Origin of the sequence: Cellvibrio sp. ARAG 10.3 (genome assembly GCF_051846955.1) — a bacterium.
Lineage (GTDB): Bacteria > Pseudomonadota > Gammaproteobacteria > Pseudomonadales > Cellvibrionaceae > Cellvibrio.
The window spans coordinates 137,744-161,949 of the sequence record NZ_JBPYCU010000006.1; the positions used below are offsets into that span (position 1 = coordinate 137,744).

The window sequence follows — 24,206 nt, forward strand, 5'->3', positions numbered from 1 at the left end:
GTGTTGATGTCGCCGTTTTTGTTTGAGGAGAATAAGATGAACACGATAAAGATTCTGTTGTGGCTAGTGTTCGCGGCTCAACTGTTGGCCTGCGCTCACCAACCCGGTGCGTCTTACGATGCGGTTGTCACTCGCGATACGTATTTGCTCGGTAAACCTGGTCATTTTAATCGCGTGCAGGCAGCACTCGATGCTGCGCCGGTGGGTGCCGCCACGCCCTTTAAAATTTTTATCCAGCCGGGGGATTACTACGAAAAGCTGGTTATCGATAAACCCAATATTCAGTTGATCGGCGCGGGTATGGATAAAACCCGTATCCTGTTTGATGCTTATTCAGGCCAGGTTTCTGAACCAGGAAAAACCTGGGGCACGCGCGGTTCCGGTACTGTGATTGTGCGCGCCGCGGATGTGCAATTTCACAATTTAACGATTGAGAACAGCTTCGATTTCGTTAGCAACGATGCTTTGGAAAATGATGATCCGCAAAAGATTCGCCACAGCCAGGCGGTGGCCTTACATCTGGATAAAGGCAGTGACCGCGTGCTGGCACGTGAAGTCCAATTGTTGGGGTATCAGGATACGTTATTTGTAGATGCCGGCCGCGCCTGGTTTGATCGCAACAAGATTGCGGGCAATGTGGATTTTATCTTCGGCGCGGGCAACGCACTGTTCACCGATTCTGAAATTATCACTCGCATTCGTGGCCGCGACTCGATTCCCCATGCTTATGTCACCGCACCATCGACGCAGATTGCGGATGAATATGGATTGACATTTATTCGCTGCAAGCTGACCCGCGAACCGGGCGTGCCGGATAATTCCACGCCCTTGGGGCGGCCTTGGCATCCCACCACCGATTTTCCCGACGGCCGTTATGCCGATCCAAATGCGATTGGTAAAGCGGTGTTTATCGACACTGAAATGGACGCACATATTACGCGCGATGGTTGGTATTGGATGGGCGGCACCACGCGCGACGGTGGCAAAGAACCTTTTATGCCCGACGATGCGCGTTTCTTTGAATACCAGAGTCACGGTGCGGGTGCGCATAAAAATGCCAAGCGCCGTCAGCTGACCACAGAAGACGCACAGCATTACACCTGGGAAACATTGATGGGTGATTGGCAAAAGCCATAATTAAAAAAGGCCGGATCCCGGCCTTTCCGCTATGCAATCAACCTTTGGCCAATTCCGCCGAAGAATCCAACAATACATTGCGCAGTTGTTGGTTTAACAGTGATTGGATCAGGATATTGGAAAGATTGCTCAGCGCCGATACCTGTTCCTGCATTTGCGAATTGCGTTGTTCAACCGTGGCGGCATTGACGCTCATCTGTTGGCTTACCTGATCCTGCTCCTGGGTCGCCTGGGCAATGGATTGATTAAGTTGATTGATCGATAAGAGCGAGGCTTTAAGCGTATCCAGCGATTGCGCCACGTCCATACTATTTTCTTCCGTTTCCCGGGCAATGCGCTGACAATCTTTCATGATATTCAGCGTTTCTTCCGAGCCTTTTTGCAGCGTTTGCACCAGGCTGAAAATTTCGCCGGTGGATTGTTGGGTGCGTCCCGCCAAGGCGCGAACCTTTTCCGCAACCACGGCAAAACCGCGCCCGTCTTCACCCGCGCGAGCGGCTTCAATCGCCGCGTTGAGTGCAAGCAAATTGGTTTGTTCGGCAATACCGGTAATGACGCTCACCACTTTATCAATGGTGTGGCAGGCCTGATTCAGATTGCCCATCTTGTCTGAAGCCATTGTCAGGTATTCGTTAATATCATGACTGGATTTCACCACCATGCGCAGCGAGCGCTCGTCTTTATAAGCGTCTTCCACCGCGCTGGCCGCCGCCGCAGCGTTGTCGGCAATATCGTGTACCGCACGGGATAAAGTAGTGACGGATTCGGCGAGGCTATGGATATCCATCTGGATGGTTTCGCTGTCCTGATGCAATTGCTCGCGTTTTACATCCAGTTCCTGGGCTGATGATTGCAATTCGTCGGACACTTTGTTGACCTGGAACAGCAGTTTTTTCAGGCAGCAAAGTAAGCGGGAAAACTGTTGTAGTTCGGTGCAGGAACTTTCAATCTGGATGCGAAAATCAATGGTGTCTTCGTTGCGCATCATCTTCTGGGTGGTGACCATCAACACATCGCCGACTTCAACTTCACGCCGTGCATTGCGTGTGAAAAAAATCAGAAACGCAGTCTCTGCCACCACATAACCGGCGTGGATAAAAATCCGCAGCCAGTGATCTTCCATATCACGAAATAACCAGACGCCCATATCGGCATGTTGCAAGTAACAAAAAACCAGGTGATGGACGGCCACCAGAGCGGCAGTGATAACCAGCGGCGCCCAATCGCGCTACACCGCAATAAATGCGAGGACCACAAAGACACCGAAGTGCATTTCTATCAGCCCTTGGGACTGGTGAATATGCAGGGTAACGAACAGCATTGCGATGCTGGCGAGTACCACTGAACTCAAACGGGTGGCGGGTCGCCAGGAATAGATTGCCAGTGCCGCAATGACCAGCGGTATACCCACCATCAATGCTGCTTTCCAGGTGTTAAACCAGGGTGCCAGTGCGAGGGTGTAGATGAATTCGAGGATGATGGTCAGGAGGAACATCTTGTCGGCGCGCAAAGCCCGGCTTTTGCGCAGCCCATCGAGCGTGGGGGATGTCATGCTTAAAGTCCTGTTTAACTGACGATGAGAGTACCGTGAAGATAGATCCTGTTCAGGTATGGATAACTGTAGTTGATGTTTTTGGGGTGAGCAAAATTAAAGCAATATTTATCGTTGGTTATGAATAATGCGCATAGATTTTTATTTTTTGTTGCAAAAAGTGAGATATAAAAAAGGCGATATTGCGCAGCAATATCGCCCAAGCAAGGCTCTGGCTGGAGTTAAATCTTGAAGTTGTCGATTTGTTCTTTGAGTTCACTGCTTTCCTGGGTGAGGTGGCTGGCGCTGGCGCTGACGACGTTGGCGTTTTGCGAGACTTTGCCGGACAAGTTGTGGATCGCCGAAATATTTTTACTCACTTCATCCGCGACTGAGCTTTGTTGATGTGAGGCGGTGGCAATCTGGTGGTTCATGTCGTTGATCACGGTGATGTTCGCGCGGATTTTGTCGAGCGCTTCGCCGACGCGTGCGGCGGTGTCGATGGTTTCGCGTGCGGAGGCGGTGCTGGTGTTCATGGATTGATGCGCTTCGTCGGCGGCGCGTTGTAGTTGCACCACGATGGATTCAATTTCTTCGGTGGAGTCGCGGGTTTTCTGTGCGAGGGAGCGAACTTCGTCGGCCACGACAGCAAAGCCGCGGCCTTGTTCGCCGGCCCGTGCGGCTTCAATAGCGGCGTTGAGGGCGAGCAGGTTGGTTTGTTCGGCGATGGTGCGAATCACTTCCATCACAGAGCCAATGTTCACGCTGTTTTCTTTTAATACCTGAATTTTTTTTGCCGTCGCATCGATCTGGTTGGTGAGGCTGTTGACGTTATTCAACGAGAGGTTCACGACCTGGTGGCCTTCCTCGGCAAGGATGCTGGTGGCGTTGGTGCGTTCGGCGGTATCCCCGGCGTGTTTGGCAATTTCGGTGGCGGAGGCGGAGAGTTCTTCTACTGCCGTTGCCACCAGCTCGATTTCTTTCAGCTGCTGGCTGGTGGAGGTGACGGTGCTGTCGGTGGCGGCGGCCATATCGCGCACGTGGTCGCGCACCTTGTTGTTGACCTGCACCACGTTGCGAATAATGTCGGCGATATGTTCCATCACACGATTAAAGTTGTGGGCCAGTGCGGCAATTTCATCGCCCCGGGCGGTGGGCAAACGACGGGTCAAGTCACCGCCGCCATCGGCGATAGAGGCGAGGGATTGGGTCACTTCGGCTACCGGTGCTAGCACCAGTCGGCGGGTCAGCACGTACACGGTGCCCAGGCTCGCCAACAGCAGCAATACCACCACCAGAATATTGTTCTTAACCTGGCTGCTCAGTACCTGGTCGACTTCGTGGGTGGAAAAGGTGATGTCGTAGCTACCGATATTGCTGCCGTTGTACACAATCGGAATGGCGGTATGGGGGACTTGTCCATCACCGAGCTGGGCGTCCTGGGCTTTGGCCAGCGCTTTACCGCGATGGTCGACAATATTGATGCCGGTAATTAACGAGGTGTTGACCAGGGATTTGGCGATGGCCTCAATCTGCTGGAAGTCATAGGCGAACACGGCTTCCAGGAGCGACGAGTTGGTCAACTCGATCATGGTCTGACTGTCGTGGGTAAATTTTTCCTGCAGCTCACTGGCTGCCATGCGGTAATTGGCAAAGGCCACGATCATGGCAATAAGAACCATCGCGGCGCTCAGCCAGCCCATCAACTTGGTGAGCAGAGAACGTTCGACCATCTTTCATACTCCGGTTTTTATTATTCAGGCGCCTGTGGATTGCACCAGGCAGAGACAGGGAAGACAAAACATTTTAGGGTTATGCACTTATTTGGTGCGCACCAAAACCCTCTGTTGTTATTGCTTAGCCTAGTTGGGTTAACGGCATAGTCAATAAAATATTAAGGGTTATAACGAAGTATTTGGAAGAGGCAGCTTAGGATGACAAATGTTGTTAGAAGCGCCATACCCGTAGGTCGGATTAGCGCAGCGTAATCCGACGCGATCTGGCTAAAGACAGATGCGCAATGCTTCGGCGAGGAATTGTCGGATTACGCCTGGCGGCTAATCCGACCTACCGGGAAGATATTATTCGTCAGTGCCGCCGGACATGCCCAGGTCTTTCAGCTTGCGGGTGAGGGTGTTGCGGCCCCAGCCGAGCAGGTTGGCGGCGTCGCGTTTGCGGCCAGCAGTGTATTTGAGCGCGGTTTCTATCAATGCGCGCTCAAAGGTAGGTACGGCCTCGCTGAGCAACTGGTGATGACCGCGGGCCAGCGCCTGATCAGCCCAGTGGCGTAAGGCTTTTTCCCAATCATCCGCCGGTGTGCTGCCTTCCTTGTGATCCAGCAATTCCGGCGGCAGGTCTTCAATGTGCACTTCGCGCCCGGAAGCCATCACCGTGATCCAGCGACAGGTGTTCTCCAGTTGCCGTACGTTGCCCGGCCACTGCAGGGAGCAGAAAAACTCCTCGGTTTCCGGTAGCAAGACTTTCGGGTCCACGTTCAACTCGGTAGCGGCCTTGTGCAGGAAGAAACGCGCCAATTTCGGAATATCTTCACGGCGATTGGCGAGTTTGGGGATGTGAATCCGGATCACGTTCAAACGATGGAACAAGTCTTCACGGAAGCGGTTCTCCGCCACCAGATGCTCAAGGTTCTGGTGGGTGGCGGCGATGATGCGCACATCCACCTTGATCGGGGTATGGCCACCCACGCGGTAGAACTCACCATCGGCCAAAACCCGCAGCAGGCGGGTTTGGGTTTCCGCAGGCATATCGCCGATCTCATCGAGGAACAGTGAACCGCCGTTGGCTTGCTCAAAGCGCCCCTGGCGCTGCGAGGCAGCGCCGGTAAAGGCGCCTTTCTCATGGCCAAACAGCTCGGATTCCATCAGGTCTTTAGGGATCGCGGCCATGTTCAGCGCAATGAACGGACCGTTGCGGCGCGGGCTGTGGCGGTGCAAAGCGCGCGCCACCAGCTCTTTACCGGTACCGGATTGGCCATTGATCAGCACGGTAATGTTGGATTGGGATAAGCGGCCAATCGCGCGGAAAACCTCTTGCATCGCCGGTGCTTCACCGATGATTTCGGTATTGGCGTCAATGCTCGCCACGCTGGTATGTTCGCTCTTTTGTTCCTGGGCATGGGCCAGGGCGCGTTGGGTCACCGCTACTGCGTCATCCACGTCAAACGGCTTGGGCAGGTATTCAAAGGCGCCGCCCTGGTAGGCCGCTACCGCGCTGTCCAGGTCGGAGTGCGCCGTCATGATGATGATCGGCACCTGCGGGTGATTGGAGTGCAAGTTGGTCAGCAATGCCAGACCATCCATCCCCGGCATACGAATGTCGCTGATGATCGCATCAGGCACCTCGCGATTCAGCTGGCTCAGCGCACTGTCACCCGAGTCAAACACCCGCGTGTCGATGTTGGCTTGTTGCAAGGCCTTTTCCAGCACCCAGCGGATGGAACGATCGTCATCAATAATCCACACACGATTAGACTTCTGCATGTTGTACTTCCATTGGTAGGTAGAGAGTGAAGCGGGTTTGGCCCGGCTCACTCTGGCACTCGATAAGGCCGTGATGTTGATGGATGAGGTGTTGCGAAATCGTTAAGCCCAGCCCGGTGCCTTCAGCGCGCCCGGAGATCATGGGGTAGAAAATGTTTTCGATCATGTCCTGGGGGATGCCGGGGCCGTTGTCCAGGATGTCCACCCGGCACACCAGCGGATGATGGCGGCGGCCGATGGTGAATTGCCGTTGGATGCGCGTGCGCAGGCGAATCACCCCGTCGGTCATGCCCGCTTCCAGCAGCGCCTGCATGGCGTTGCGCACGATGTTCAGGAACGCCTGGATCAGCAGCTCCTTGTCGCCCATCATGTCCGGGATGCTGGGGTCGTAATCGCGCACGATCTTGACCGCGTCATTGCTTTCCGCGTGGATGATGGTGGCGACCCGCTCCAGTGCTTCGTGGATATTGAGCTGTTTATGCTGTGGCAATTGATTGGGGCCGAGCATGCGATCAACGAGGTTACGCAGGCGGTCCGCCTCGTCGATGATGATATTGGTGTATTCCTGCAAGCCGCTGTCCGGCAGTTCCCGCGCCAGTAACTGGGCTGCGCCGCGAATCCCACCCAGGGGGTTCTTGATCTCGTGGGCCATGCCGCGAATCAGGTTGCGCGTGGTTTCGTGGGATGAGGCCAGCATCTCCTCGCGGCTGATACGCAGCAGGCGGTCAATCGGCAGGATCTCGATAATCAAGCCTTCGTGATCGCCAAACGGTGTCACGGTGTAGTCCACGGTGATATGGCCACCGCTGAGCAACTGCCATTCCGCGTGGCGCTTGGTGTAATGGTTGGCTTGGGCGGCGGCGAGCTTGAGTTGTTTTTCGGTTTCGTTGGATTCGTGGAAGAAATAGGTGATGGGTTCGCCGATGTTGCGTTCACAGCTCATCGACAGCAGCGCTTCGGCCGCCGGGTTCATGTGGCGTAGCAGCAGGTCGCTGTCCACCAGGATGATGGCGGTACTGAGGCTGTCGAGTAGCGGTTTATGGAGATCGCGAGGGCTCACCGATTAATTGACTCCTGAATGCCTTGGCAGTGGGCACATGCCCACTGGTGTGCTTGGTCTGTGTGCATGAGCTATGCAAAAAGCAAACCAACGTAAAAAGTGCTTATTTTTAGGCGTTTTCAGGGGTGAGTCTAGTTGGTGCAAGGGTGGTTTGCACCAAAATAGTGCTGCCCGCTTTTAGGGCTTGTGCATCTGGCGCATTATGTCTTGGGTTTGGGCTTCGGCGCGGCTTGCTGTTTGACGGTGGGACGAATCACGTTCACCACGACCGGCGCTGACTTGCCCAGAGAGGTGCCATTGTTGTCGATCACTTCGACTTCCAGTGTGTGGCTGCCGCGAAAAACATCCTGCACCACAATATTGCTTTCCCGGGTTTCCTCTAGCAATTCACCATTCATAAAGTAAAGCAGCCAGTGGTCCCCGGCTAGCGGCGGGTTAAGGGTGACAGCAATGCCCAGATCCCGCTGCCCTGGCGGAATCGTCACGTTTTCACGGGGGCTGATGATGTCTACCTGGTAGCGAATCGCCTCGGGCTGGTTTTGCTGTTCGTCTCGAGGAAAATTATCCGCGTTTTCAGGAGGCAGAGTGTTAATGGGAGGCAGTTTAACGGCTTCCGCGGGCTGATCGCCGCGGGGCTTATCGGTGTAGATCACCTTGCCGTCCTTGTCGACGGTCTTATAGATTTGCGCACCGGCGCTGAGCGTCAGGGAAAGGCCAAGGAGTAAGCACAACAGCGAGCGAAGGGGCATGGATATCTCCTTAAACAATTTCCGCAAGAGTACTCCCGCTGCCGAAAAAGAAAAAGCCCGTTCAGTCGCCTGAACGGGCCTTAAGTAAGTAATTACCTTACTAACTAAACGCTACTGGCTTACACGCTGTAGTAAAGCTCGAACTCTACCGGGTGCGGAGTCATGTCAACACGTTGAATGTCGGCACGCTTCAGCGCGATGTAAGAGTCGATGAAGTCTTTGGTGAACACGCCGCCAGCAGTCAGGTAGTCGTGGTCAGCTTCCAGAGCTTGCAGCGCTTCTTCCAGGCTGGCACAAACGGTCGGGATTTCCGCTTCTTCTTCCGGCTCCAGGTCGTACAGGTCTTTGGTCGCTGGGTCGCCAGGGTGAATCTTGTTCTGAACGCCGTCGATACCGGCCATCAACAGTGCAGCGAAGGCCAGGTAAGGGTTAGCAGTCGGGTCAGGGAAACGGGTTTCGATACGCTTGGCTTTGGCACCAGATACGAACGGAACACGGATAGAAGCAGAACGGTTACGGGCAGAGTAAGCCAGCATGACCGGCGCTTCAAAGCCTGGAACCAGACGCTTGTAGGAGTTGGTAGACGCGTTACAGAAAGCGTTCAGTGATTTAGCGTGCTTGATGATACCGCCGATGTAGTACAGGGCAGTTTCGCTCAGACCAGCGTAAGCATCACCGGCAAACTGGTTAACGCCAGCTTTGGAGAAAGACTGGTGTACGTGCATGCCTGAACCGTTGTCGCCAATCAGCGGCTTCGGCATAAAGGTAGCGGTTTTACCGTACTGGTGAGCCACGTTGTGTACGCAGTACTTCAGGATCTGTACTTCGTCCGCTTTTTTCACCAGGGTGTTGGCGCCTACGCCGATTTCACACTGGCCAGCGTTAGCCACTTCGTGGTGGTGAACTTCGATCTCCAGACCCATAGCTTCCATGGCATTACACATGGCAGCGCGGATGTCGTGCAGAGAGTCGATCGGCGCAACCGGGAAGTAACCGCCTTTTACGCGTGGTGCGTGGCCGGTTTTACCTTCGGTGTCAGCACCTGAGTCCCAGGCGGCTTCTTCAGATTTGATCTTGTAGAACGCGCCGCCCATGGTGCTGGCGTAGTGAACGCTGTCGAAGATGAAGAATTCTGGCTCCGGGCCAAACAGGGCTTTGTCGCCCAGGCCGGTGGACTTCAGGTACTCTTCAGCGCGACGGCCGATGGAGCGTGGGTCGCGGTCGTAGCCTTGCATGGTGGCAGGTTCAACGATGTCACAACGCACGATGATGGTTGCTTCGTCGTAGAAGGGGTCCAGCATAGAAGTAGAGTCATCCGGCATCAGGATCATGTCTGATTCGTTGATACCTTTCCAGCCAGCGATGGATGAACCATCAAACATTTTGCCTTCTTCAAAGAAGGAATCGTTTACCACATTGGCGGGGTAGGTAACGTGTTGCTCTTTACCTTTGGTGTCGGTAAAGCGCAGGTCAATCCAGCGCGCTTCGTGTTCTTTGATCAAGTCCAGAGTCTTAGACATTGAATGCCTCCAAGTAAATGAGTAGCCACCATAGCTACAAGTCAGAAATCATTTTTATCCCGCGCTCTTTCCACATTCGCCACCCCAGTAGCGAGCAGAGCGAGAACCAGGGTGTCCGAAAAGGGGCAAAATATATGCCATCTCGGAGAAATAGCAACGGGCTTGTAAAAATCAGGCTTTGCGGAAGATTGGGACCCAAGCTTTTTTATCAAAAGCACCAAAATGTTGCACGCGTTTTTTGCTTTGCACTTATTTGGTGCCAAATTGAGCGGTGGATTGATGGTATCAACCATCCCTTGCTTTAAAATCTCTCAACTTCTTTTTAGCGCGCCAACAGTAGGCTTTCCGGTGATTCACCGTCAAGCTCAAAGCGCAAATAAATCCGTACTTTGACGCGTTGCTTTGCGCCCCGTCACCTGGGGCCACGTTCGGGCTATCGTGCAGATAGTTTTAAACAATTGACCGGCGACAGCGGCGCTTTGTACAAAGGCGCGCCTGACCGGGAGCACCGGTTCAGGCGCTATCGGTTGTGATTTTTTCTCACGTTTGATTAACCCATAACAATAAACCGGACATGCCATGCCTCACGCGATGAACACCACGGAAATCTTCCTGATTGCCATGACGATTATCTTCACTGTGCCTTATTTCATCTGGCGCGTTGGAAAAACAGATTACTGGGCGCCGCTGGTGGTGGTGCAGATTATCACCGGTATCCTGCTCGGCCCGGGCATCCTCGGTGCCTTCTTTCCCGACTACTATGCTTTTGTCTTTAATCCTGCGGTGGTCACCGCGCTCAACGGCATTGCCTGGTGGGCAGTGATGTTGTTTGTGTTTATCGCCGGGGTTGAACTGGACCTCAGCAAGGCCTGGCGCTACAAACGCGAGAGCGGTATCACTGCTGGTCTGGCCTTGGGGGTGCCGCTGGCATTTGGCTGTGCCGCCGGACTGGGTATGTTGATGTTTGATGGCTGGATGGGCCCGCAAGGGATGCCCTGGCAGTTCGTATTGGGCGTGGGCATGTCCTGCGCCGTGACCGCTTTGCCGATCCTGATCTTGTTGATGGAGAAGCTGGAGATTCTGCGCCAGCCAATTGGCCAGCGCATCCTGCGCTATGCCAGCCTTGATGATATTGCGATCTGGGGCGTATTGGCGTTGATCCTGCTGGATTGGGATCGCGTGGGACGCCAGGGGATGTTCCTGGTGGGCTTTGCGGCGGCGAGCTATTTGTATCGTAAGTTGATGACGGCTATTCCCGAGCGGGACCGTTGGTATGTGGCTCTGGTGTGGCTGGCGATTTGTGGTTTCGCGGGTGACTGGTCCGGCTTGCACTATATGGTGGGTGCGTTTCTGGCGGGTGCGGTGACCGACAGCGACTGGTTTAACCAGGAGGATATGGACAAGCTGCGTCACCATGTGTTGCTGGTAATTATGCCGGTGTTTTTCCTCAGTACAGGCTTGCGGACCAATTGGGACGTGGGCGGCACCATGGTGTTTGTGGCGGCGGCGGTGTTATTGGTGGCGTCGGTGAGCGGTAAGTTGGCGGGGGTGCATCTGGCGGGCCGGATTTTGAAGTGGGAGAAGGGTGAGGCGTCGATTATTGGTTGGTTGTTGCAGACCAAGGCGTTGATCATGATCATCTTTGCGAATGTGTTGTTGGATAAGCAGATTATTACGAGTGAGACGTTTACGGCGCTGTTGTTGATGGCGGTGGCGAGTACGATGTTGACGGTGCCGGTGGTGGCGCCGAAGCTGGAGAAGTTACGAGAAGTTATTTTTAGGTCGAAATAAGTACTTTGCACACCGTTTGGCATTGGGGTGTTTGTTTCGAAAACGCATGAATACATCCCTGTAGCTCCCTCAAGTCATCCCTGACTTGAGGGTTTCGAAACAAACACCCCAATGCCAAACTCACTTCAATGCAAATTCATGTCATTGATGCCTCAATCCCGGATCAGACGAACATAAGGTATAATCGCCGCCTTTTTCACCAGTCAGGCGCGGTTGTTCATGCATTTTATCGTCAAGGTTTTCCCCGAGATCATTATCAAAAGTCCGCCGGTGCGTAAGCGCTTTATCAAGCAGCTGCGCGATAACCTGCGGCGTTTGCTGGCGGATCTGGGGGTGGATATTGATGTGCAGCGCGATTGGGAAAAGATTGAGGTAGTCGCGCCGGGTGCGGATGCGTCGGTGACGGCGCAGGTGGCTGAGGTGTTGGCGCATACGCCGGGAATTGCGAATTTTTCGTTGATCCAGGCTTATCCGCTGGGTGATCTGGAAGATATCTTTCAAAAAACCCTGGCGCATTGGCGCGATGCGTTGGCTGGTAAGACCTTTTGTGTGCGCGTGAAGCGCCATGGCAAACACGACTTCAGTTCGGTGGAAGTGGAAAAGTTTGTGGGGGGTGGGTTGTTGCATAACTCGCAGGCCAAAGGTGTGGATCTGCATAACCCGGATATTGTTGTTCCATTGGAAATCAAGTGGGAGCGCCTGTTTGTTATCGCGAGCAAAACGCAAGGTCTGGGCGGTTTTCCGCTCGGTGCGCAGGACCCGGTTTTGTCATTAATTTCCGGCGGTTTTGATTCCACGGTGTCGACGTATTTGTGCATCAAGCGCGGGTTGCGCGCGCATTATTGTTTCTTCAATCTCGGCGGCCGCGCCCATGAAATCGGCGTAAAAGAAGTGGCTTATTATTTGTGGAATAAATACGGCGCTTCGCATCGCGTAAAATTCGTCACTGTGCCCTTTGAAGATGTGGTGCGTGAAATTCTTGAAAAGGTTGATAATTCCTACATGGGCGTGGTGCTCAAGCGCATGATGTTGCGTGCGGCGGAACAGGTGGCGGAGTCGCTGGAGATTCCGGCGCTGGTGACCGGTGAAAGTGTGGCGCAGGTGTCGAGCCAGACGCTGGTGAATTTAAACGTGATTGACCGCGCGACGGATATGGTGGTGTTGCGCCCGCTGGCCACGATGGATAAAGGTGAGATCATCGATATCTCGCGCAAGATCGGTACGGAAACCTTCGCCGCCAGCATGCCGGAATATTGCGGTGTGATTTCCGTAAACCCCACCACGCGTGCGAAGTTGGGGCGCGTAGAGGCGGAAGAAGAAAATTTTGATATGGCGGTGCTGCAACGCGCTATCGACGAACGCATTGCACAGAATATCGATGAAATTGTGGACGACCTGAATGCAGATCTGACGGTTCCGATTGTGGCGGATGTCGTGGGTGCGGATCAGGTGGTGATCGACATTCGCCATCCCGATGAAGAAGAAGCGAACCCGCTGAAACTGCCCAATGTCACCATCGAAAAGATTCCCTTCTATTCGCTCAACAAACAATTTCCGCAATTGGATACGAGCAAGCAGTATTTACTCTATTGCCAGAAGGGCGTCATGAGTCAGCTGCATGCGGCCAACCTGAAAGATGCAGGGCACACTAATATTGGTGTTTATCGTCCTGAGCCGAAAAGCGCGTGCTCGATTTAGACATGACTTGATCCATCCACCTTGCTGTCGATCTATCCCTTATTGAAAACCGATTACGCACTCGGCTTTACCCAGATTGACACGGTCACAATCTTGCTGCCGCATATGAAGCGCAGGGAGATGGCAGCGATGCCGCACGACTTCTTCCGCTTCGCTGCCATGATTCGACTAAAAAATCATCAATAAAACCCTATCTGTCATATCCCCGTCAGCCCGACATGGGTATAATGCGCGGCTTTTTACCGTCCTCCCTTGCCTCAGCTGGCGTCAAATCCTAGCCTCAGCTGGCGCCAAATCCAAGAGAAACAACACTGTGACAGATCAATCCGCTATCGAAAAACTGCGTAATATTGCCATTATCGCCCACGTTGACCACGGTAAAACCTCCATGGTTGACCAGTTGTTGCGTCAATCCGGCACCCTCGACCGCCGCGACGACACTGGCGATCTGATCATGGATAGCAATGACCAGGAACGCGAACGCGGGATTACCATCCTCGCGAAAAACACCGCGATCAAATGGAACGATTACCGCATCAACATCGTGGATACCCCCGGACACGCCGACTTCGGTGGCGAGGTGGAGCGGGTTCTGTCGATGGTGGATTCTGTTTTGTTGATCGTGGATGCGGTGGGCGGACCCATGCCGCAGACCCGTTTCGTAACCTCCAAAGCCTTCGAGCAAGGCCTGAATCCCATCGTGGTGATCAACAAGATCGACCGCCCGGGCGCACGTCCGGAGTGGGTGATCGACCAGGTGTTTGAATTGTTCGATCGCTTGGGCGCCACCGAAGAGCAGCTGGATTTCCCCGTGGTCTATGCCTCGGCGTTGAACGGTGTCTCCGGTACCGATCTGAATGACATTAAAGACGACATGACGCCCCTGTTCCAGATGATCGTCGACAAGGTTAAGCCGCCGGTGGTGGATCTGGATGGTCCCTTCCAGATGCAGATTTCCGCACTGGATTACAGCAGCTATGTGGGCGTTATCGGTATTGGCCGCATCAAGCGCGGCAGCCTGGCACCCAACCAGCAGGTTGTGGTGGTGGATCACGAAGGCAACCAGCGTAAAGCCAAGGTGTTGCAGGTGATGGGTTACCACGGCCTGCAACGGGTGGAAACCGACAAGGCTTACGCGGGCGATATCGTCTGTATTACCGGGGTGGACAAGCTGGGTATCTCTGACACCCTGTGCAGCCCCGACGCCGTTGAGGCCCTGCCGGCCCTGTCGATTGATGAGCCGACTGTGAGCATGACCTTCCAGGTCAACGATTCACCCTTTGCCGGTAAAGAAGGTAAGTTTGTCACCAGCCGCAACATCAAGGATCGCCTGGAACAGGAACTGATCCACAACGTGGCTCTGCGGGTCAAACAAGGCGACTCGCCCGATAAATTTATTGTCTCCGGTCGCGGTGAATTACACCTTTCAGTACTGATCGAGAATATGCGTCGTGAAGGTTTTGAATTGGGTGTGTCGCGTCCGGAAGTGGTGCAGAAAATTGTTGACGGTGAAATTCACGAGCCCTACGAGCAAGTGGTAATCGACGTTGAAGAACATCACCAGGGTTCTGTGATGGAAGAGCTCGGCCTGCGCAAGGGCGAGTTGACCAATATGGAGCCGGATGGCAAAGGCCGTATCAAGCTGGAGTTCCTGTGTCCGTCGCGTGGCCTGATTGGCTTCCGCGGTCAGTTCCTCACCATGACCTCCGGTTCCGGCATCATGACCAGCATCTTCGACCATTACGGTCCGGTTAAGGAAGGTGAAGTGGCCAAGCGTCAAAACGGCGTGCTGGTGTCCATGGTGAAAGGTAAGACCCTCGCGTATGGTTTGCACCCGCTGCAAGACCGCGGCCGTTTGTTCCTCGGTGCCGGTGTGGAAGTGTATGAGGGTCAGATTGTTGGTTTGCATTCACGCAGCAACGACTTGGTCGTTAACCCCACCAAGGCCAAGCAATTGACCAACGTGCGTGCTTCCGGTACTGACGATGCACTGACCTTGTCACCGCCGGTTCGTCACACACTGGAACAAGCGCTGGAATTTATTGAAGACGATGAGTTGGTAGAAGTGACGCCGCAAAGTATTCGTCTGCGCAAAAAACTGTTGACGGAAAACGATCGTAAACGCGCTAAAAAATAATTTCTTGCGGTAATGATCATGCCCATTTACGGTCGGTAGTTCGATGCGGTAAATGGGCATTTTTATTGGAAGCTCTCTCAAAAATCGATGCCGGATATCCTGTTTTTCATTTCATTTTTTCTGTTAGGCGCCGTTACTGGTTTATGCGCCGGACTTTTTGGTATCGGCGGCGGTGGCATCATGGTGCCGATGCTGACGCTGCTGTTTGCAGCGCATCAATTTCCTGACACGCACCTTGTTCATCTCGCCCTCGGCACGTCCATGGCGGCGATTGTGCCAACGGCGCTGGCAAGCGTAGGGGCGCACCACCGACACCGCGCGGTGCTCTGGCCAGTCGTTCTCAAAATTGCACCGGGCATTATCCTTGGCACCTTCGCCGCCACCTTTGTGGCGAGTTATCTTCCCGCAGAACCCCTCGCGATTTTCTTTTCCTGTTTTATGGCATGTGTCGCGCTGCAAATGATCCTGGATCGTCGGCCGGCACCAACGCGGCAACTGCCGGCGGCGCCGACACTGGCCGGTGTGGGGGTGGGGATCGGTGGAGTGTCTGCATTGGTCGCCATCGGCGGAGGCACGCTGACCGTGCCGTTTTTGACCTGGTGCAATGTGCGTTTGCCGGTAGCCATTGGCACCTCGGCAGCGGTGGGTGTGCCCATCGCCGTGGCGGGTGCGGCGGGATACCTTATCAACGGTTGGACGGTGGCAGGCTTGCCGGATTTTACCCTGGGTTTTATTTACTGGCCCGCTGTGGTTGCCATGAGCCTGATGAGTTTTATCACCGCGCCACTGGGTGCAAAACTCGCGCACCGTTTGCCGGTGAGTCAACTGAAAAAGGCGTTTGCGGCGCTGCTGATCGTGCTGTCGCTGCAGATGCTCTATACGTTAACAACTGCAACTGCTGCAAACCCTCCGGCCAAATGCCAATCGCAGAATCACTGTTGATATGGCCAAGGTTTTTTAGGCGTAAAAAATTCGCACCCCACAGCAACGCCCAATAAGCCGCTTTGCTGTCTTTCATCCAGGGATCATTGCTGCTCGCAATCACATGCACCGGAACGCCGAGCGGTCGGTCAGGCAAGCGATGTGCGATATGAAATTTATCCGGATCAGCCGGCGCCACCAGCAACACCGCTGCTACCTGCCCGGGAAAATCGGCGGCGATAGACGCGGCGGCCAATGCGCCGAAGCTGTGAGCGACCAGGATGGTCGGCGCGCCGATTTTATCGAGGGATTTTTTAATTGCCGCACGCCATTTATCCAGATCAGCCTGATGCCAATCCTTAACGCTAATTCGCCGGGTGTTCACCAGTTTTTGCTGCCACAGGGTTTGCCAATGGTTGGCGTCGCTGTTATTCAGGCCGGGCACGATCAGAACTGGATAGCCAGCGGTAAACGTCTGGGTATCTGATTGCCATATTTCATGGGACTGGAGCTGTTCATCCAAGGGGTAAGACAAACTCATGATCGGCTCCTGTATTAACCTGTGTTCTATATTGATGTGCAGCTTAAATACAAAGAGGTATCGAATGAAGGAATGATTTGTTCTGTGGATATTACCGAAAACATCATTCCTGAAACGCAGGTTCTTATACCCTTGGCCGGCATAAGCTAATAAAAAATAAATCTTTCTCAGGTGCGCGGTGGCTTGATTAGTATGGCGCCGTCGCTGAGCAATCAGTCGGGTAAGTTAGACAAAGAGAAACATCATGGCGAACCCATTAACAGAAGCATCAGTCGCCGATTTGGATGACGCCGTGCTCAAGGAAATAAAACTGGCCTTGCAGCAAATTCAATATGGCTCATTGGAAATTTTCATCCATAACGGAAAAATCGTACAACTGGAACGTCGCGAGAAAAAACGGTTTGATAAAGGCGACCACGCTAGATAAATCAACACGATAGTCTAAACACACACAAACACTGACCGGACCACCGGAAGTGATAGGTTAATTCTGGAGATTAGCATGTCATTTCAATACGGTAGTCGGTTACCTCGCCGATTCATTTACCCTGCATTTTTGTCCCTCACTATTGCCACTGCAATCAACAGTGTTGTTGCTCAGGCAGATGCTGCAACACCGACGTTATACGGCAAGATCAATCTCACCCTGGATCAATTTGATCACCAAGGCGCGGCCCGTGTTGCAGCTGGCCAAACACCGCTTACCATTGACCAATGGGAACTGAATTCCAATGCATCGCGTTTGGGTATTAAAGGCGAACTGGCACTGGAGGATTCCGGTTTAACCCTGGTGTATCTCGCGGAATATGAAACCGACGCTGACGATGGCGGTAACAGTCCTTTTACCCAACGCAATATCTACGCTGGATTACAAGGGAATTTCGGTCGAATCTTTGGCGGTAAATTTGATACACCGTTAAAGGTGATTGAAGGCAGGGTCGACCAATTTAATGACTTAAAAGCCGATATCGACGTGTTGCTCGGCGGCCAGAATCGGGCCAATAACATTGTTCAATACTCTACACCCAAATTCGCCCGAGTTGTCACTGCCAACGTTGCCGCTATTGCTGCAGAGGGTGCGGATGTCGATCTTGACGGTGAACCTGACGACGGCTTGACGGATACCGTTTCGGTATCACTGGTTGCCGACACCGGCACCTTTTACGGAGCCATTGCATACGACACCCACCAACTGGCGCGCCGCAGCCTGGATGGCATTGTTCGTGCCGATATTATCCGTGCAGTGGGCACTGCAAAACTGGGTACATTTGAGCTGGGTGCACTGGTGCAGCAGGCCCGTGATGTTGCACAAGGTAGCGATGCAGAAGATACCAGTTATCTTTTATCGGGCGCTTGGTATATCGGTCACGCCAAATTGAAAGCCCAATACGGTATCGCGGAAGCAAATATAAGTGATGAAAAGGCCACCCTGGCAGCGTTTGGGCTGGATTACAGCCTGGGCAATAAAACCAAGGTGTTTACCTATTTCTCGGCGCAGGATATTGATCGCGCAGATCTGGCAGACAACACCTTCGCCGTCGGACTTGATCATAGTTTTTAAGGTGAATCATGGATAACACTTTGCCTGTTAAACGATGTTGATGCGCTGTGTTCTCGCGCGTTACTTTCGCCTGATATTTTGAATTTATTCATTAAAAATTTCTGTAAGGACCTTGATCATGTCAATGACACACCTGAAAAAAATACTGCTGGTTTTATCCTTCGCCGTCACCACCGTTGCCCAAGCGCAGGAAGTGAAATTATTAAACGTTTCCTACGACCCGACCCGCGAATTGTATGTGGAATTTAATAAAGCTTTTGCCGAGCACTGGCAAAAAACGGAACAGCAGAAAGTGAGTATCAGCCAGTCCCATGGCGGCGCCGGCAAGCAAGCGCGCGCGGTCATCGATGGCCTGGCAGCCGACGTGGTTACGTTGGCACTGGCTTACGATATTGATGCGATTCATAGCGAAGTGGGATTAATACCAGCCAACTGGCAGTCGCGTTTGCCTTACAACAGCGCTCCTTACACGTCCACGATTGTATTTCTAGTACGTTCGGGTAATCCGAAACAGATTAAGGATTGGGATGACCTGATAAAACCGGGAATAGAAGTCATCACGCCCAACCCGAAGACGTCAGGTGGCGCGCGCTGGAATTATCTTGCGGCCTGGGCCTATGCCAAAAAACAATACGGTTCCGATGAGGCGGCCAAAGATTTTATCACCAAGCTCTACAGGAATGTGCCCGTGCTTGATTCGGGTGCTCGCGGATCAACCACGACCTTTGTCCAGCGCGGTATTGGCGATGTGTTTTTATCCTGGGAAAACGAAGCCTTCCTGGCATTGAATGAGTTGGGTAAGGATCAATTCGAGATTGTTGTGCCTTCGTTATCCATCCTCGCTGAACCACCGGTGACCGTCGTCGACAAGAATGTCGATAAACATGGCACACGTAAAGTGGCTGAGGCTTACCTGCAATTCCTCTACACCAAAACTGGTCAGGACATCGCGGGCAAACACTATTACCGTCCGCGCGATCCTGACGTGGCAGCCAGGTACGCGACGTTTTTTCCTAAGGTTAATCTGGTGAGGATTGATGACGCCTTTGGCGGTTGGCAGAAAGCCCAGGCTACCCACTTCAATGACGGTGGTGTTTTTGATGAGATCTATAAACCAGGTGCGAATTAAATTTGCTGAGGGCAGCACCCCGCGCTGAGGCCGTCAACTCTGCGCGGGCTTTTATACACGCTGGTTTTGCAAAAAAGGTGTTTCATGAATCGTCGACCTTCTGTTATTCCTGGTTTCGGCTTGTCACTGGGCTATGCAGCATTTTACGCAAGCCTGGTGGTGTTTATTCCATTGGCTTTCTTATTTGCCAAAGCTTTTACACTCACCTGGTCTGAGTTTTGGGCAACGGTACTCGATCCACAAGCGATTGCCAGTTATCGCGTGAGTCTCGGTGCAGCTTTTGTGGGTGCGCTGATTAATCTGGTATTTGGCTTTATCGTCGCTTGGGTATTGGTGCGTTACAAGTTCTTTGGTAAAAAAATTGTCGATGCGCTGGTTGATTTACCCTTTGCCTTGCCCACTGCCGTAGCAGGGATTGCATTAACGGCGCTTTACGCCCCGCAAGGCTGGATTGGTCAATGGCTTGCGCCGCTCGGCATCAAGGTCGCATACACCCCGCTGGGTATCATCGTGGCCTTAACTTTTATTGGTTTGCCGTTTGTCGTAAGAACCGTGCAGCCGGTGTTGGAAGAGCTGGAAAAAGAAATTGAAGAAGCAGCGGCAAGTTTGGGTGCTAATCGTTGGCATACCTTTCGGCGCATTTTATTGCCCGCGGTTTTACCCGCCTTGCTTACCGGTTTTGCCTTGGCCTTTGCGCGCGCTGTGGGTGAATACGGTTCCGTGGTGTTTATTAGCGGCAACATGCCATTTCGTACCGAAATCACACCCTTATTAATTATGTCAAAACTCGAGCAATACAATTACGCCGGTGCCGCTGCTCTGGCGGTGGTGCTATTAGTCTTTTCTTTTATTCTGTTGTTGCTGATCAATGTGTTGCAACACTGGAGCAGCAAGCGGGCAGGAGCGTGATATGACTGGTGCAGTATCCTCCCTCTGGCGCCGTCGCAGTAACACAACCGATACGACAACAGAACCGCTGTGGATTCGTTTGGCATTAATTGGTACAGCCCTGGTTTTTCTGGCGTTATTTCTGGTGGTACCGTTGGTTGCGGTATTCACAGAGGCTTTCGCACGTGGTGCAGATATTTATTGGGCCGCAATTACCGAGCCGGACGCCTGGCATGCCATTAAATTAACCTTGTTGGCCGCTGCTATTGCAGTACCCCTGAACCTTGTGTTTGGTTTGGCAGCCGCCTGGTCCATTACCAAGTTTCAATTTCGCGGCAAGCAAGCGCTAATCACTTTGATTGATCTACCCTTTGCGGTTTCACCCGTGGTGGCGGGGTTAATCTATGTGTTGTTATTTGGTGCGCAAAGTTGGCTTGGTCCCTGGCTATCAGATAACAATATAAACATTATCTTCGCTGTGCCGGGCATTGTATTGGCGACGGTGTTTGTCACCTTTCCTTTTATTGCGCGGGAATTAATTCCCTTGATGGAAGAGCAAGGCACTTCCTATGAAGAAGCCTCGCTTACGCTGGGCGCCAACGGTTGGCAAACCTTCTGGCGCGTGACCTTGCCATCAATCAAGTGGGGTTTGTTGTACGGCATTATTTTGTGTAATGCGCGCGCCATGGGTGAGTTCGGTGCAGTTAGCGTCGTCAGTGGCCATATTCGCGGCCAGACCAACACATTGCCTTTGCATATTGAAATTCTCTACAACGAATATCAATTCGCTGCGGCGTTTGCGGCGGCCTCCTTACTTGCCGGTTTGGCATTGATCACCTTGCTGGTGAAATCACTACTGGAATGGCAACACAAGCGCGACCGCGACAAATCCATCCGCGCTGCCCTTCAGCAAACCTGACTGGCCATCCCGTAGGTCGGATTAGCCAAGGGCGTAATCCGACAGCGGCCGTCAATTAATGCTTATCAACATTAGCAGTGATAGAAATCTTTACCACAGCATTTTTTATACAACGAGAAAACACATGAGTATCCAGGTCAAAAACATCCACAAAAACTTTGGCAATTTTTCTGCGCTGGATAACGTTTCACTGGATTTTCCCACCGGTGAACTGGTCGCGCTGCTCGGTCCATCCGGCTGTGGTAAAACCACACTGCTGCGTATTATTGCCGGCTTGGAACAACCGGATAGCGGCGTGGTGGAATTTCACGGGGAAGACGCCACCCATGTTCATGTGCGGCAGCGCCAGGTGGGTTTTGTATTTCAACATTATGCGTTGTTTCGCCACATGACGGTGTTTGATAACGTTGCTTTCGGCTTAACGGTACGCCCCAAAGACAAGCGCCCCCACAAAAAGGAGATCGCTGAACGCGTGCATGAATTGTTGCGTCTTGTGCAGCTGGATTGGCTTGCTGATCGCTATCCGGATCAACTCTCCGGTGGTCAACGCCAACGAATTGCCCTGGCGCGCGCGCTCGCGGTAGAGCCGAAGGTGTTATTGCTTGATGAACCCTTCGGCGCATTGGATGCAAAAGTCAGGAAGGATTTGCGCCGCTGGTTGCGCCGCCTGCACGATGACTTGCACATTACCTCCATCTTCGTCACCCACGACCAGGAAGAGGCCATGGAGGTGGCGGATCGTGTTGTCGTATTAAACAAAGGTGCGATTGAACAGATAGGTTCACCGGATGAGGTTTACAATAATCCGGCCAGCCCGTTTGTATACGAATTTATCGGTCAGGTGAATGCATTTCACAGTCGTGTCCATGCAGGCTGGGCCCATATCGGCGAGGTGAAATTGCCGGCGCCGGAGCACGCGAGCATCGGCGATAGCGCGGCTATCACCTACATTCGTCCCCATGATATTGAGTTGCAAGGGGAACCGCAGGGTGAGGATTTTATCGAAGCCAGAGTGGACAATATCAGCACGGCAGGTGCGGTGTTGCGTATTGAGTTGCGCCATGCACTCAGCGACGACCTTTTCCATGTGGAATTGCCGCGCTCCCAGGAGCGGTTACTGAATTTACAGCTGGGTACCACAGTTTATGTCAAGCCGCTCCAATCCAAAGTGTTCTTACAGTAATTGTCGGATTACGCCTGCGGCTAATCCGACCTACATTGCAACGTGCCACACCCGTAGGTCGGGTTAGCGCAGCGTAACCCGACAAGCAAACCCCGCGACAAATTCAATAGCCCGGTGAATTAGCGCAGCACAATCCGCCAATCACCCTGCAAACGGAGCCTGCCATGAGCGAAACCGTATTATCTTTCTGGTTCACCGAACTCACGCCCGAACAATGGTGGATAAAAGACGAAGCACTCGACCAGCGCATCCGCGAGCGATTCAGCGATACACACGCGCAAGCCGCGCGCTGCGAATTGTTTTCATGGCGAGGTGCCGCGAAAGGCCGATTGGCAGAAGTGATTGTGCTGGATCAATTTTCCCGCAACATGTTTCGCGATTCACCCGCGGCGTTTTCCTGCGATGCCCTGGCCCTGGCGCTTGCGCAGGAAGCCGTCGCGTGTGGAGCCGATAAAGCGCTGACCGCCGTCGAGCGCAGCTTTTTGTACATGCCCTACATGCACAGCGAGTCGCTGGTCATTCACGAAGAAGCGGTGCGGTTATTCACCGCTAACGGTATCCAGAACAATCTGGATTTTGAATTCCAGCATAAAGCGATTATTGAAAAATTCGGGCGTTATCCGCACCGCAATAAGATTTTAGGCAGGGAGTCGACAGCAGAGGAATTGGCGTTTTTGCAGCGGCCGGGGTCGAGTTTTTAGATTGTTAACAGAGGTGTTTGTCGGATTACGCTTTTGGCTAATCCGACCTACGGGGTGGCAGGTCGGAATCCGGCGTCGCGCCAAAAATTATTTACTTTGCCACATGCTGCGCAATATATATTTGCCAGGGTTCTATCAGCGGTTCTGCATACCCCACCGGCACGCCGCTCATATCCGGTAGGTGGTGAGCAATGCCTTTATGGCAATCGATACAGGTTTTTTCACCGCTGGCCAATAAGGTGGAATGCATTTGTTGCGCGCGCGGTGATTGCAGCGTGAAGTCCATGTATTCAAAGTTGTGGCAGTTGCGACACTCGAGCGAGTCGTTCGCTTTCAGCCGACGCCATTCCCGCTCGGCCAACATGCGCCGTTTTTCCACGAATTTATCGCGCGTATCAATGGTGCCGAAGATCCAGCCCCAGACTTCTTTCGAAGCTTCCATCTTGCGCGCAATTTTATAAGTCCAATCGTGCGGCACGTGACAATCGGAACACACGGCGCGCACGCCGGAGCGATTGGTGTAATGAATGGTGGGGATCAATTCCTGATACGGATTGGCCTGCATCTCATGGCAACCGATACAAAATTGTTCGGTGTTGGTGTATTCCAGTGCGGTGTTGAATCCGCCCCAAAAAATAATCCCGGCAATAAACCCGCCCATGCTCAGCGTGCCCAGGCCGATATAGGCCGAGGGCCGGTTGAATACTCGCCAGTAGGTTTTCAATAATGTCCACATGGTCTATTCCGCCTGTCGCTCTTGGCTTTCTTGCAACACGGTATCGATGCTTTTGAAATGGTTCGTTGTCGCGGGGGCGACATCGTGTTGGGGCACATGGCATTGCAGGCAAAAGTAACGGCGCGGTGACACAGCGGCGAGCACCTGGTTATCGCGGTCCAGATAATGGGTAATGCTCACCATGGGCGCGCCGGTTTCCGGGCTGCGAGTGCGGCTGTGGCACGTCAGGCACTGATTGAAGTTGCTGGTGACCTGATAACCACGAACGGTGTGGGGGATGGTCGGTGGTTGGTCCGGGTAATTGCGCAACGGGCGCCTTGTCGGGGTCACCTCGCGCGGAATTTTTGGCGCCGGTAATTCCTGGTTCAGGGTGCCGCCGGGGCGTACGCCGTTGGGGCCGGAGGCATCCAGGCCGTCGCCGTTGATATGCTCCTGCGCTGTCAATGTCAGTGGAAATAGCAGCAGAAGTAACCATGAACGGAACAAGAGACTTTTCATGAACAT

The 24,206-nt window shown here is 53.2% G+C and carries 21 protein-coding genes and 1 pseudogene; 12 read left to right on the top strand and 10 right to left on the bottom strand.

The window, feature by feature from the left end; translation table 11 throughout:
• Positions 1-36: 36 nt before the first annotated feature.
• Positions 37-1,137, top strand: a complete 1,101-nt coding sequence (locus ACSV5M_RS09985) for a pectinesterase family protein (protein ID WP_439175924.1) — start codon at positions 37-39, stop codon at positions 1,135-1,137.
• 37 nt (positions 1,138-1,174) lie between these two features.
• On the opposite strand, the gene ACSV5M_RS09990 is transcribed toward ACSV5M_RS09985, so the two are convergent.
• The 7 genes from ACSV5M_RS09990 to glnA all read right to left on the bottom strand — a co-directional run bounded on the left by ACSV5M_RS09990 (position 1,175) and on the right by glnA (position 9,497).
• On the bottom strand, positions 1,175-2,329 hold the full coding sequence (locus ACSV5M_RS09990) for a methyl-accepting chemotaxis protein (protein ID WP_439175925.1): 1,155 nt from the start codon (positions 2,327-2,329) through the stop codon (positions 1,175-1,177).
• A 36-nt stretch (positions 2,330-2,365) separates the two neighbouring features.
• Positions 2,366-2,689 (bottom strand): hypothetical protein, encoded by a 324-nt coding sequence (locus ACSV5M_RS09995; protein ID WP_439175926.1) that lies wholly within the window; start codon positions 2,687-2,689, stop codon positions 2,366-2,368.
• A 221-nt stretch (positions 2,690-2,910) separates the two neighbouring features.
• A complete protein-coding gene (locus ACSV5M_RS10000) occupies positions 2,911-4,401 on the bottom strand; it encodes a methyl-accepting chemotaxis protein (RefSeq protein ID WP_439175927.1) in 1,491 nt (496 codons plus the stop codon).
• Between the two features lie 348 nt (positions 4,402-4,749).
• On the bottom strand, positions 4,750-6,168 hold the full coding sequence (gene glnG / locus ACSV5M_RS10005; protein WP_439175928.1) for a nitrogen regulation protein NR(I): 1,419 nt from the start codon (positions 6,166-6,168) through the stop codon (positions 4,750-4,752).
• Entirely contained in the window at positions 6,155-7,228 is a 1,074-nt protein-coding gene (glnL, locus tag ACSV5M_RS10010; RefSeq protein ID WP_439175929.1) for a nitrogen regulation protein NR(II), read from the bottom strand. The genes glnG and glnL overlap by 14 nt, the downstream gene beginning before the upstream one ends.
• Before the next feature lie 200 nt (positions 7,229-7,428).
• Positions 7,429-7,977, bottom strand: coding sequence for a DUF4124 domain-containing protein (locus ACSV5M_RS10015; protein ID WP_439175931.1), 549 nt, complete (start codon positions 7,975-7,977; stop codon positions 7,429-7,431).
• A 119-nt stretch (positions 7,978-8,096) separates the two neighbouring features.
• Positions 8,097-9,497, bottom strand: a complete 1,401-nt coding sequence (gene glnA, locus ACSV5M_RS10020) for a type I glutamate--ammonia ligase (RefSeq protein ID WP_439175933.1) — start codon at positions 9,495-9,497, stop codon at positions 8,097-8,099.
• 579 nt (positions 9,498-10,076) lie between these two features.
• Between glnA and ACSV5M_RS10025 the strand changes: the two genes are divergently transcribed.
• From ACSV5M_RS10025 to ACSV5M_RS10040, 4 genes are all read left to right on the top strand, one after another.
• Complete coding sequence (locus tag ACSV5M_RS10025) at positions 10,077-11,288, top strand: cation:proton antiporter (protein WP_439175935.1); 1,212 nt, start codon at positions 10,077-10,079, stop codon at positions 11,286-11,288.
• Positions 11,289-11,507: 219 nt separating this feature from the next.
• Positions 11,508-12,986: a tRNA uracil 4-sulfurtransferase ThiI gene (gene thiI, locus ACSV5M_RS10030; RefSeq protein WP_439175937.1), complete on the top strand. Its 1,479-nt coding sequence runs from the start codon at positions 11,508-11,510 to the stop codon at positions 12,984-12,986.
• A 313-nt stretch (positions 12,987-13,299) separates the two neighbouring features.
• Positions 13,300-15,123 (top strand): translational GTPase TypA, encoded by a 1,824-nt coding sequence (gene typA / locus ACSV5M_RS10035; protein ID WP_439175939.1) that lies wholly within the window; start codon positions 13,300-13,302, stop codon positions 15,121-15,123.
• A gap of 87 nt (positions 15,124-15,210) precedes the next feature.
• Positions 15,211-16,065 carry a sulfite exporter TauE/SafE family protein gene (locus tag ACSV5M_RS10040; protein WP_439175940.1) on the top strand — a complete coding sequence of 285 codons (855 nt, stop codon included), beginning with the start codon at positions 15,211-15,213 and terminating at the stop codon, positions 16,063-16,065.
• Between the two features lie 7 nt (positions 16,066-16,072).
• Here the strand turns inward: ACSV5M_RS10040 and ACSV5M_RS10045 are convergent.
• Positions 16,073-16,585 (bottom strand): annotated as a pseudogene (locus tag ACSV5M_RS10045) (RBBP9/YdeN family alpha/beta hydrolase); the annotation flags it as partial.
• A gap of 244 nt (positions 16,586-16,829) precedes the next feature.
• Between ACSV5M_RS10045 and ACSV5M_RS10050 the strand changes: the two are divergent.
• The 7 genes from ACSV5M_RS10050 (at position 16,830) to ACSV5M_RS10080 (ending at position 22,966) form a co-directional block, all read left to right on the top strand.
• Positions 16,830-17,012: a YezD family protein gene (locus ACSV5M_RS10050; RefSeq protein ID WP_439175942.1), complete on the top strand. Its 183-nt coding sequence runs from the start codon at positions 16,830-16,832 to the stop codon at positions 17,010-17,012.
• Positions 17,013-17,087: 75 nt separating this feature from the next.
• Positions 17,088-18,146: a porin gene (locus ACSV5M_RS10055; protein WP_439175944.1), complete on the top strand. Its 1,059-nt coding sequence runs from the start codon at positions 17,088-17,090 to the stop codon at positions 18,144-18,146.
• 118 nt (positions 18,147-18,264) lie between these two features.
• A complete protein-coding gene (locus ACSV5M_RS10060; RefSeq protein ID WP_439175946.1) occupies positions 18,265-19,275 on the top strand; it encodes a sulfate ABC transporter substrate-binding protein in 1,011 nt (336 codons plus the stop codon).
• An 84-nt stretch (positions 19,276-19,359) separates the two neighbouring features.
• Entirely contained in the window at positions 19,360-20,184 is an 825-nt protein-coding gene (gene cysT, locus ACSV5M_RS10065; RefSeq protein WP_439175948.1) for a sulfate ABC transporter permease subunit CysT, read from the top strand.
• A gap of 1 nt (position 20,185) precedes the next feature.
• Complete coding sequence (gene cysW, locus ACSV5M_RS10070) at positions 20,186-21,082, top strand: sulfate ABC transporter permease subunit CysW (protein WP_439175950.1); 897 nt, start codon at positions 20,186-20,188, stop codon at positions 21,080-21,082.
• Positions 21,083-21,206: 124 nt separating this feature from the next.
• Positions 21,207-22,265, top strand: coding sequence for a sulfate/molybdate ABC transporter ATP-binding protein (locus tag ACSV5M_RS10075; protein WP_439175952.1), 1,059 nt, complete (start codon positions 21,207-21,209; stop codon positions 22,263-22,265).
• A gap of 164 nt (positions 22,266-22,429) precedes the next feature.
• The gene (locus ACSV5M_RS10080; RefSeq protein ID WP_439175954.1) at positions 22,430-22,966 is read left to right on the top strand and encodes a DUF924 family protein; all 537 of its coding nucleotides are present in this window, start codon (positions 22,430-22,432) and stop codon (positions 22,964-22,966) included.
• 91 nt (positions 22,967-23,057) lie between these two features.
• Here ACSV5M_RS10080 and ACSV5M_RS10085 read toward each other — a convergent pair whose 3' ends face one another.
• Together ACSV5M_RS10085 and ACSV5M_RS10090 are read right to left on the bottom strand one after the other, a co-directional pair.
• A complete protein-coding gene (locus tag ACSV5M_RS10085; RefSeq protein ID WP_439175956.1) occupies positions 23,058-23,702 on the bottom strand; it encodes a cytochrome c3 family protein in 645 nt (214 codons plus the stop codon).
• 3 nt (positions 23,703-23,705) lie between these two features.
• Complete coding sequence (locus ACSV5M_RS10090; RefSeq protein WP_439175957.1) at positions 23,706-24,200, bottom strand: nitrate reductase cytochrome c-type subunit; 495 nt, start codon at positions 24,198-24,200, stop codon at positions 23,706-23,708.
• Positions 24,201-24,206: the final 6 nt, after the last annotated feature.